Here is a 10,046-nt window from a genome sequence, read left to right as displayed (position 1 = left end):
CTCAGAAGCGCAGCGCGGCGGTCGCCCGGATGCTGTGCCAGCGGAATTTCTCGTCGGTGCGGCGGAAGTCGGTGCCATTGGTGGTGCCGCCGTTCGCCGCATTGGTGAAGGGCGTGCCCGCCGGGCCGGCCGCCCGGACGCGGTAATCGTCGTCCTGATACTGGTGGTACATATATTCCATGCCCACCGAGACGTTCCGCGTGATCTTCTGCTCGATGCCGCCGCCGCCCAGGAAACCGAACTGGTTGCGCTTGCCCGAGCCGGTGAAGCTGTTGGTGGCGTTGGTCGAGGCGAAGCTGCGATCGATCCGCGCATAGCCGGGGCCGAACGTGCCGTAGAACAGCGTGGTCCCCGCCGCATAGCCGGCGCGGGCGCGCACCGACGCTTCCCAGTCGATGTTGCGATACATCACGTAGCTGGCGGGCGTGGAGGAGAAGGCGGTGACATTGTCGCTGATCTCGGTCTTGCCGAACTCGCCGACCACGCCGACGACGATGTTGCCGCGCTGCGTATCCGCGCCGACCCGGCCGTAATAGGCCCAGCCATCCTTGTCGTTGCGGCACGATCCGCCATTGGCCGGCGACAGCTGCGACCGCGCCGCGCCGTTGCAGAAGCCGGGCGCGAAGGCGTTGGCGCCGGTGCCGGTCAGCACCGTGTCGCCGAACCGGCCGTCCAGATTGCGGTCGAAGGCAATGCCCGAACCGACATCGTTGGGCTGCACGTCATAGCCGCCGGCCGCGCCGATATAGACGCCGGAGAAGGGCTGGTCCTCGGTCATCTCCTGCGCGGTGGCGGGGGCCGCGAGGGCGAGCAGGGTCGTGCCGGCCAGCGCGGCCGTAAGGATGTGACGCATCATGTAACTCCCGGTAATGACGCGCCTAGAAACGGAATGCCGACGCGTCCGTATCCTCCAGGCGCAAATTTCCGCCTGATTTGTGTCTATTCGGTCACAGGGCGGCGATGCCGTGTTCGCGATCCGTTCACGCCCGCACTGGTCATACTCCCTAGGCTGCGCTAGGGAAGGCGGGCCATGGCCCAAGACCTTTTCGCCTCCCCGGGAGGCCAGCCCGAAAGCTACGACGCCTCGTCGATCGAGGTGCTGGAGGGGCTGGAGCCGGTCCGCCGCCGGCCCGGCATGTATATCGGCGGCACCGACGAGCGCGCGCTCCACCACCTCGCCGCCGAAGTGCTCGACAATGCGATGGACGAGGCGGTGGCGGGCCATGCGACCCGGATCGAGGTGTCGTTGGATGTCGGCAACCGGCTGACCATCGTTGACAATGGCCGGGGCATCCCGGTCGATCCGCATCCGAAATTCCCGGACAAGTCGGCGCTGGAAGTGATCCTGTCGACGCTCCATTCGGGCGGCAAGTTCACCGGCAAGGCCTATGCGACCTCGGGCGGCCTGCACGGCGTCGGCATCTCGGTGGTGAACGCCCTGTCCAGCGACACGGTGGTCGAGGTGGCGCGCGACCGCCAGCTCTATCGCCAGCGCTTCGCGCGCGGCGCGACGCTGGGACCGCTGGAACAGGTCGGCGCGGCGCCCAACCGGCGCGGCACCTCGGTCGCCTTCACCCCCGATGTCGAGATCTTCGGGCCGGAGCTCGCCTTCAAGCCGGCGCGGCTCTACAAGCTGGTGCGGTCCAAGGCCTATCTGTTCGCGGGCGTCGAGATCCGGTGGAAATGCGCGGCGAGCCTGCTGACGGACGGGACGCCGGCCGAGGCGGTGTTCCAGTTCCCCGGCGGCCTTGCCGATCACCTGCGCGAGCAATTGGGCGGGCGCGAATGCGCCACCGCCGATTTCTTCGCGGGGCGGCAGGATTTTCCGGGCGATCAGGGGCGGGTCGAATGGGCGGTCGCCTTCCCCCTGTGGAGCGAGGGCAGCTATAGCTGGTATTGCAACACCATCCCGACCCCCGATGGCGGCACGCACGAACAGGGCCTGCGTCAGGCGCTGGTCCGGGGGCTGCGCGCGTTCGGCGATCTGGTCAACAACAAGAAGGCCAAGGAAATCACCGCCGACGACGTGATGGTCGGCAGCGAGCTGATGCTCTCCGTCTTCATCCGCGACCCGCAGTTCCAGAGCCAGACCAAGGACCGGCTGACCAGCCCGGAGGCGGCGGGGCTGGTCGAGCGGGCGATGCGCGACCATTTCGACCATTGGCTCGGCCACAATATGGAGCGCGGCAAGGCGCTGCTCGGCTATGTGCTGGAGCGACTGGACGAACGGCTGCGTCGCAAGGCGGAGCGCGAGGTCAAGCGCAAGACCGCCACCTCGTCGCGCAAGCTGCGCCTGCCGGGCAAGTTGACCGACTGTTCGGCCGACGATCCCGCCGGCACCGAATTGTTCATCGTCGAGGGCGATTCGGCCGGCGGCTCGGCCAAGCAGGCGCGCGACCGCAAGACCCAGGCGATCCTGCCGATCCGTGGCAAGATTCTGAACGTCGCCTCCGCGACCAGCGCCAAGATCCTGGCCAACCAGGAGATCGCCGACCTGGTCCAGGCATTGGGCTGCGGCACGCGCAAGGACTGCCGACCCGATGCGCTGCGCTACGAACGGGTGGTCATCATGACCGACGCCGATGTCGACGGCGCGCATATCGCGACGTTGCTGATGACCTTCTTCTTCCAGGAAATGCCCGACCTGGTGCGACGGGGGCATCTCTATCTGGCGCAGCCGCCGCTCTACCGGCTGACGGCGGGCACCAAGTCGCTCTACGCGCGCGACGATGCGCACCGCGCCGAACTGGAACGCACCGCCTTTCGCGGCAAGAAGGTCGAGGTCGCGCGGTTCAAGGGGCTGGGCGAGATGAACCCGCAGCAACTGCGCGAGACGACGATGGACCCGGCGAAGCGCAGCATGATCCGCATCACCCTTCCTCAGGAATATGAAGGGCGGGCGGGGGTGAAGGACCTGGTCGACCGGCTGATGGGCAACAATCCCGCGCATCGCTTCGCCTTCATCCAGGAGAATGCCGCGCGACTGGACGAGGAAGCGCTGGACGCGTGAGCGCAAAGGGGGTGCCCGAGCCGAGTTGCCAATCGCATCGCCGCATCCCAAATAGCCGTCTTCCCCGCCTTATCGTTGCGGCATCACTCCCCGGCCGACCGCCGGGGCGAGGAGCTACGCCCATGACCGATCCGATCACCCCCGCCTCCGTCACCGACCAGACCCTCGGCTTCACCATTCCGGCGCGCCATGCGCGCGGTCGCATCGTGCGGCTGGGGCCGGTGCTGGACCGGGTGCTGGCCGCCCATCGCTATCCGCCCGCCATCGCCGCGCTGCTGGCCGAGGCGCTGACGCTCTGCGCCCTGATGGGATCGACGCTGAAGGATGCGGCGGGCCAGCTCACCATGCAGACGCGTACGGAAGCCGGCGTGGTGCAGCTCCTGGTCTGCGATTATCGTGGCGGCGAGCTGCGCGGCTATATCGAATATGACGCCGACCGGCTGGCCGAGGCGCCCGAGACCCCGTCGCTGTTCGCGCTGTTCGGCCAGGGCTATCTGGCGATCACCTTCGACCTGGCGACGACCGGCGAACGCTATCAGGGCATCGTGCCGCTCGACGGCGATACGCTGACCGACGCGGCGGAGCGCTACTTCGTCCAGTCCGAGCAGATCCCGACGCTGCTGCGCGTCGGCGCGGTCCGCCAGCCGGACGGGTCGTTGGTGTCGGGCGGCCTGCTGCTCCAGCATCTGCCCGACGGCGAGGAGGGGCGCGAGCGGTTGCACGTGCGACTCGACCATCCGGAATGGGAGCATGTCGCGACCCTCGGTGGCACGATCGGCGTGGACGAGCTGGCCGATCCGACGCTGCCGCTGGAGACCGTGGTGTGGCGGCTGTTCAACGAGGAAAGCGAAGTGCGCGTGCTGCCCGGCAGCGGCCTGACCCGAGGCTGCCGCTGCACGCCCGAGCATATCCTGGGCGTGCTTGCCAAGTTCGGCGTCGAGGAGCGGCGCGAGATGGCCGATGAGCACGGCATCATCGCGGTCGATTGCGCCTTCTGCTCGACCAACTTCCCGGTCGATGCCGAGAAATTGGAACCGGTCCGTTAACCCTATATTGAGGGTTGCCGGGGTAAAAGGCGTGTGTGTTCGGGTGATCGACACGCTTTTCTCCCTTGATGGCTCCGGCCATGCCTTTCAGGGCCGCGGTTTTTCACCGTGGCCCTTTCTTTTTGGGCGCGAAAGGCGTAGCGGGCGGCACCATCATGGCATCCAAAACCCCTGCGGTCGTCCTGGTTTCGGGCGGCCTCGACTCGATGGTGTCCGCCGCGCGCGCGCGCGAGGACGGCCACCCCATCCTCGCTTTGTCGATCGACTATAACCAGCGCCACAAGGTGGAGCTGGCCGCGGCGGCGCGCGTGGCGCGATCGCTCGGCGCGATCCGGCACATCGTGCTGCCGATGGACCTGTCGGCCTTTGGCGGATCGGCGCTGACCGCTGATATCGCCGTGCCCAAGGACGGTCTCGGCACCGAGGACGGCGGCGGCATCCCCGTCACCTACGTGCCCGCGCGCAACACCATCTTCCTGTCGCTGGCGCTCGGCTGGGCGGAGGCGGCGGGCGCGCGCGACCTGTATATCGGCGTCAATGCACTCGATTATTCCGGCTATCCCGATTGCCGGCCGGAGTTCATCCGCGCCTTCGAAGGGCTGGCGGAACTGGCGACCAAGGCGGGCGTGGAGGGCAGCCCCTTCCGCATCCAGGCACCGCTCCAGGACATGACCAAGGCCGACATCGTGCGTGAGGGCACGCGGCTGGGCCTCGACCTGGGGCTGAGCTGGTCCTGCTACGACCCGGTCGGCGAGGCGCATTGCGGGCTGTGCGACAGTTGCCGCCTGCGTGCGCGCGGCTTCGAGGAGGCGGGCATCGCCGATCCCACCCGCTACGCGCAGAAGCCGTGACCTATTCGGTCAAGGAAATGTTCCTCACGCTTCAGGGCGAGGGGGTGAATGCGGGCGCGCGGGCGGTATTCGTGCGCTTCGCAGGCTGCAACCTATGGAGCGGGCGCGAGCAGGACCGGGCGAGCGCGATCTGCCGCTTCTGCGACACCGATTTCGTCGGCACCGACGGCCTGGGCGGCGGCAAGTTCGCCGACGCGGCGGCGCTGGTCGCGGCGGTCGAGGGCTTCTGGGGCGCGGCGGCCGAGCGCCGATTCGTAGTGCTGACCGGCGGCGAGCCGATGCTTCAGGTCGACGACGCGCTGGTCGCGGCGCTGCATGGCCGTGGCTTTCGGATCGCGATCGAGAGCAACGGCACGCTGGCGGCGCATCCGGGCATCGACTGGGTGTGCATCAGCCCCAAGGCGGGCAGCGCGGTCGTCCAGCGCTCGGGCGACGAGCTGAAGCTGGTCTGGCCGCAGACGGGGATCGATCCGGTGGCGCTGGAGGACTGGGACTTCGCCCATCACCTCCTCCAGCCGCTCGACGACCCCCAGGCGGCCGCGAACCAGGCGGCCTGTATCGACATGGTGATGGCGCGGCCGAGATGGCGGCTATCGCTCCAGACGCACAAGATGCTGGGGCTGCGATAGAAAGGCAGGGCCCCTGATGACGCGGGGGCCCTGGGTCGAGGATGCTGTCAGGTATCGCCTTGCGCAATCCTGGGCTCCTGCGTTCGCAGGAGCCGGCTGAGTCCGGGCCTGTCCGCCCGCGACCTTATTGCGCGGCGGCGACGGCGGCGCCGGCGGGAGGCCAGCCGATCGAGCCGCACTTCTTGACCTGCCACTCGCCCTTCTTGCCCCAGCACATGGCGTCGAGGCGGGGCAGGGTGGCGCGGTCGAAGCCGATATAGCGCGAGAAGCGCTGCTCGCCATAAGGCACCAGGCTGTTGCGCAGCTCGCGCATCCGGGTCTGGGCCAGCTGCGCCAGGCTGCCGCGCGGCATGAACAGCGCCTCGCGGCCGATCGAAGAGGCGGTGCGGCAGAAGCCATATTGCGAGGCGACGGTCGCGAAGCTGGAATAGGTGCGGGTGCCGAACGCGTCGATCGCCGCCTCGCCACCCTTTGCAGACTTGGCGGTGCGCGCGAAATACTTCATCAGCGTCGTCCAGGTGTTCTTCAACTCCTCCTGATGATCGAGCAGGATGGCGTTGTAGTTGCCGACGGTCAGCAGCGAGGGTTCGAACTGGCATTGCAGCGCCGCGACGTTGAGCGCCGACCGCATCGTCCAGACCAAAGCCGCCGTCTTCTCGGTCGGGGTGGCATCGGGCAGGGTCTGCATGATGCCGGGCTCGTCACCCTGCACCGGCGCGCCCGAATAGTCATAGTTTTTGAGGAAAAACTGCGCCGAAGCGGGGGCCGCCGACAGACCGGCCGCCACTACCCCCAACGCGCACGCACCACGCCACACCATCTTCACCGTAGAGCCTCCCCGGGCAACATCTCTGAACGGAAACTTAAAGCATTTCGCCCGGTCCTGCACCCGCTTTTACGGGAAATCCATGGTCGGGCGTGGCCGCGATGCGACCAACCGTCGGTCGCAGCCGGAACGATCGTCCGACCGGCACTCCGGCCGCGGCGGTCCACGCCTCATGCGAAAGGGCCGCCCGGTCGCCCGGACGGCCCTTCGTCACGCAGTGATTTTCCGTTTTACGGGAAATTACATCGCGTTGTTGGTCATGGTGTCGTTCGACATCATCGTGTCGTTCGCCATCATGCTGTCGTTGGCCATCATGCCACCGTTCATGCCACCGTCCACGGCGGTCATGTTGTCGGTCATGGTGTCCATGCCCTCGGTCGAGTTCATGTCGGTGACCATCGTGTTGTCGGTCGTGGTCTCGGTCTTCGGACCGCAGGCCGACACGGCCAGAGCGGCGCCGGCGATCATCGAACCGGTCAGGACCTTGGAGATGAGTGCACGCATTGGAAGCTCCCTAGATAGAGGATTTGGTTGGCTTGGTCGCCCTTTATCACCCAAATCGGAGTAGACATTAATCTGATCGGCCCTCGCCCTCAAGACTCGTTTTCCCGGGCGCCGGAAAGAGTTTGGAGGAAGCGCGGGAACCTGAACGCCAGGGCTGCGTCAAAAGTTTCCATGGAGCCAGAGGCCCCTAGCGTCTCTAGGCTGGTCACCGGGAAGGTCGGAAGGCCGCAGGGCACGATGCCCCCGAAGTGGGACAGGTCGGGCGAGACGTTGACCGAGAAGCCGTGCATCGTCACCCAGCGCTTCACCCGCACGCCGATCGCGCCGACCTTCGCCTCGCGGCCCGCACGGTCGAACGTCCAGATGCCGACCCGCCCCTCGGCCCGAAACGCCTCGACCCCCAGGTCGCCGAGCGCGGCGATCACCCAGCCCTCCAGCGCATGGACGTAGCAGCGCACGTCGCGGCCGCGCCGGTTGAGGTCCAGCACCAGATAGCCGATCCGCTGGCCCGGCCCGTGATAGGTGTACTTGCCGCCACGCCCGGTCGCGATAACGGGAAAGCGCGGATCGATCAGCTCGCGCGGGTCGGCGCTGGTGCCGGCGGTATAGACGGGCGGATGTTCGAGCAGCCAGGCCAGCTCGCCGCCGCCCGCTTGCTCGCCGCCACTCGACACGGCGGCGGCGCGCGCCTCCATCGTGGCCAGCGCCGCGTCATAGGGCGTCAGGCCAGGCGTGACGCGCCATTCGGGGTCGGGAAGGGTCATGATGGCTTCGCATCTGGCAAGTGCGGGTTCCTAGCGCAAGCCGCGCGCAGCCACTGGCGAGCGGCGGTCGCCTCCGCTATCTCCCCCAGGCGACGCGGATAGACAGGGGTGAGACGCTGATGGTCAGGATGGGCGATGTCTGGGATCGCGCGGTCGAGGTGCTGCGCGGACGATCCTCCATCCTGGGCTCGATCGCGCTGGGTGCGATCTTCGTGCCGACGCTGGTCGGCAATGCGGTCAGCGCCTTCCTGACGCCGGCAGCGGCCGGGGCCGGGGCGGCGCCGAGCACCGGCGCGCTCGGTGCCGTGCTGGCGCTGGCGGTGCTGCTGGCGGGCATCTGGGGCCAGCTGGCGATGCTTGCCGTGTCCAGCGACCCCGCCACCACCCGCGCCGATGCGGCCCGCCAGGCGACGCAGCGGCTGTTGCCGGCGCTGGGCATCGTCCTGCTGCTGGGGTTGGTCTTCACCCTGGCGTTCGTGCCGCTGATCGTCATCCTGATGCGGGCGGGCGTCGACTTCACCTCCGCCACTGCGGTGCAGAGCGTGTCGGCCGGCACGGCGGGGTCGGCCTCGCTCTATATCCTGGTGCTGCTGGTGCTGGGCCTGGTCGTCGGCGCCCGCCTGCTGCTGCTCAACGCGGTGATCGTGAACGAGCGGCGCGGGATCGGTTCGATCCTGCGTTCGGTGCGGCTGACCCGGGGGATGACGGGACGGATCGTCGGCCTGATGCTGCTGTTCGCGCTGGTTTTGCTGATACCGACGATCGCCGTCCAGTCGGTGGTCGGGCTGATCGCGCGGCTGGTGCTGGGCGGCGATGCGCCGGGCCTGGTCGCCTTCCTCGCCGGCGCGGCGGGGGCGGTGGTGACGACGATCTTCTCGGTCGTCGCCGCCGCCTTCACCGCGCAGCTCTATGTCGCGGCGGTCGCCGACAAGGACGGATCCGCCGGCACGGGGGCGAGCATCGGAATCTGAGGCGCCGTCTCCGGCGGCAGCAGCCCCAGGACACGGGGGTCGGGAAAGGTCTCGATCGTCCGGCCGATCGGGACGAAGCCCGAGCGGCGGTAGAAGCCGAGCGCGGCGGGATGGTCGAGCGTGCAGGTATGGACCCAGACGCGGGCGACGCCGGGCGTCCAGGCGCGCATCAGCGCCTCCGCCATCAGCCAGCCGCCATGGCCCTGGCCGGCCAGCTCGGGCACCAGCCCGACATAGGACAGCTCGCACTCGCCAGCGCGGCGATGGTCGAGTTCGAGCATTCCGACCTCGATCCCCTTCGGGTCGGCGACCGCGAACACCGACACGGCGGGATCGTGGATGATCTTGGTCAGCGCCGCATCGTCCAGCGTCAGTCGCGAGAACCACAGCCAGGGGCCGCCGACCCGCCGGAACAGCTGGCGATAGCGCGCCGGATCGGCCGGCTTCCACGCCACCAGCCGAAAGGGGGAGGGCGGCATCGGGCGCAGCGGCGGCCGTCGGCGCATCTCAAGCGTGGTGACGATCGTCGCGAGCTGGTCGGCGGGGACGGAAGTCAGGCCCATGTCGCGACCGGCGGCAGGCTCATGAGGATCGCGTCGATATTGCCGCCGGTCTTCAGCCCGAATAGCGTGCCGCGGTCGTAGACCAGGTTGAACTCGGCATAGCGGCCGCGCCAGACCTGCATCGCCGCCACGTCCTCCGAAGTGAAGGGCTCGTCCATCCGCCGCCGGACGATCGCCGGGAAGATGTCGAGAAAGGCGAGGCCGACATCGCGCGTGAACGCGAAGTCGGCGTCGAAATCGCCCTCCAGATGATCGTAGAAGATGCCGCCGACGCCGCGATGCACCTGGCGGTGCGGGATGTAGAAATAATCGTCGGCCCAGGCCTTGAAGCGCGGGTAATAGGCCGGGTCGTGTGCGTCGCAGGCGGCACGCAGCCGGTCGTGGAAGGCGGTCGTATCCTCGGCGACCGGCAGCGGCGGATTGAGATCCGCGCCCCCGCCGAACCAGCGCCTGGTGGTGCACAGGAAGCGCGTGTTCATGTGCACGGCGGGGACATGCGGATTGGCCATATGCGCGACCAGGCTGATGCCGGTGGCGAAGAAGCGCGGGTCCTCGCCCGCGCCGTGGATCGAGCGGGCGAAATCCCCCTCGAACCGGCCGCCGACCGTCGAGACGTTGACGCCGACCTTCTCGAACACCCGGCCCTTCATCACTCCCCGGACGCCGCCGCCGCCCGGTGCGCCGTCCGGATCGGTGCGATCCCAGGGCGTATAGGTGAAGCGCGCGGCCGATCCCGCCTCCGCCTCGATCGCTTCGAAGGCCGCGCAGATCCGGTCGCGCAGCGACTCGAACCAGGTGCGGGCGGCGGCTTGCTGTTCGTCGAGCTGGATCATCGCCCGCTCCCCTAGCAAGCGGGAGGGGCGACGCGAAAGGGGGCGGAAG

11 protein-coding genes are annotated in these 10,046 nt (G+C 68.3%); 5 read left to right on the top strand and 6 right to left on the bottom strand.

Features of this window, described 5'->3' with window-relative positions:
- Nucleotide 1 precedes the first annotated feature (1 nt).
- Nucleotides 2–853, bottom strand: coding sequence for an outer membrane protein (locus GGQ96_RS02790; RefSeq protein ID WP_184111308.1), 852 nt, complete (start codon nt 851–853; stop codon nt 2–4).
- 177 nt (nt 854–1,030) lie between these two features.
- Between GGQ96_RS02790 and parE the strand changes: the two genes are divergently transcribed.
- The 4 genes from parE to queE all read left to right on the top strand — a co-directional run bounded on the left by parE (nt 1,031) and on the right by queE (nt 5,536).
- Nucleotides 1,031–3,010 (top strand): DNA topoisomerase IV subunit B, encoded by a 1,980-nt coding sequence (gene parE, locus GGQ96_RS02785; RefSeq protein WP_184111306.1) that lies wholly within the window; start codon nt 1,031–1,033, stop codon nt 3,008–3,010.
- 122 nt (nt 3,011–3,132) lie between these two features.
- The gene (hslO, locus tag GGQ96_RS02780; RefSeq protein WP_184111304.1) at nt 3,133–4,056 is read left to right on the top strand and encodes an Hsp33 family molecular chaperone HslO; all 924 of its coding nucleotides are present in this window, start codon (nt 3,133–3,135) and stop codon (nt 4,054–4,056) included.
- Nucleotides 4,057–4,211: 155 nt separating this feature from the next.
- The gene (gene queC, locus GGQ96_RS02775) at nt 4,212–4,907 is read left to right on the top strand and encodes a 7-cyano-7-deazaguanine synthase QueC (RefSeq protein WP_184111302.1); all 696 of its coding nucleotides are present in this window, start codon (nt 4,212–4,214) and stop codon (nt 4,905–4,907) included.
- Complete coding sequence (queE, locus tag GGQ96_RS02770) at nt 4,904–5,536, top strand: 7-carboxy-7-deazaguanine synthase (protein ID WP_184111294.1); 633 nt, start codon at nt 4,904–4,906, stop codon at nt 5,534–5,536. The genes queC and queE overlap by 4 nt, the downstream gene beginning before the upstream one ends.
- A 124-nt stretch (nt 5,537–5,660) precedes the next feature.
- Here the strand turns inward: queE and GGQ96_RS02765 are convergent, their stop codons facing one another.
- The 3 genes from GGQ96_RS02765 to lipB all read right to left on the bottom strand — a co-directional run bounded on the left by GGQ96_RS02765 (nt 5,661) and on the right by lipB (nt 7,630).
- On the bottom strand, nt 5,661–6,356 hold the full coding sequence (locus tag GGQ96_RS02765; RefSeq protein ID WP_184112197.1) for a hypothetical protein: 696 nt from the start codon (nt 6,354–6,356) through the stop codon (nt 5,661–5,663).
- A 246-nt stretch (nt 6,357–6,602) separates the two neighbouring features.
- Nucleotides 6,603–6,866: a hypothetical protein gene (locus GGQ96_RS02760; protein WP_184111292.1), complete on the bottom strand. Its 264-nt coding sequence runs from the start codon at nt 6,864–6,866 to the stop codon at nt 6,603–6,605.
- An 89-nt stretch (nt 6,867–6,955) separates the two neighbouring features.
- Nucleotides 6,956–7,630, bottom strand: a complete 675-nt coding sequence (lipB, locus tag GGQ96_RS02755) for a lipoyl(octanoyl) transferase LipB (RefSeq protein WP_184111290.1) — start codon at nt 7,628–7,630, stop codon at nt 6,956–6,958.
- 119 nt (nt 7,631–7,749) lie between these two features.
- Between lipB and GGQ96_RS02750 the strand changes: the two genes are divergently transcribed.
- Nucleotides 7,750–8,601 carry a hypothetical protein gene (locus tag GGQ96_RS02750; RefSeq protein WP_184111288.1) on the top strand — a complete coding sequence of 284 codons (852 nt, stop codon included), beginning with the start codon at nt 7,750–7,752 and terminating at the stop codon, nt 8,599–8,601.
- Here GGQ96_RS02750 and GGQ96_RS02745 read toward each other — a convergent pair.
- Both GGQ96_RS02745 and hemF read right to left on the bottom strand, forming a co-directional pair.
- The gene (locus GGQ96_RS02745; protein ID WP_184111287.1) at nt 8,538–9,164 is read right to left on the bottom strand and encodes a GNAT family N-acetyltransferase; all 627 of its coding nucleotides are present in this window, start codon (nt 9,162–9,164) and stop codon (nt 8,538–8,540) included. The genes GGQ96_RS02750 and GGQ96_RS02745 overlap by 64 nt on opposite strands.
- A complete protein-coding gene (gene hemF / locus GGQ96_RS02740; protein ID WP_184111285.1) occupies nt 9,155–9,997 on the bottom strand; it encodes an oxygen-dependent coproporphyrinogen oxidase in 843 nt (280 codons plus the stop codon). The genes GGQ96_RS02745 and hemF overlap by 10 nt, the downstream gene beginning before the upstream one ends.
- Nucleotides 9,998–10,046: the final 49 nt, after the last annotated feature.

This window comes from Sphingomonas abaci, from assembly GCF_014199625.1.
GTDB classification, from domain to species: Bacteria; Pseudomonadota; Alphaproteobacteria; order Sphingomonadales; family Sphingomonadaceae; genus Sphingomonas; species Sphingomonas abaci.
This window is presented reverse-complemented; position numbering and strand designations above follow the sequence as displayed.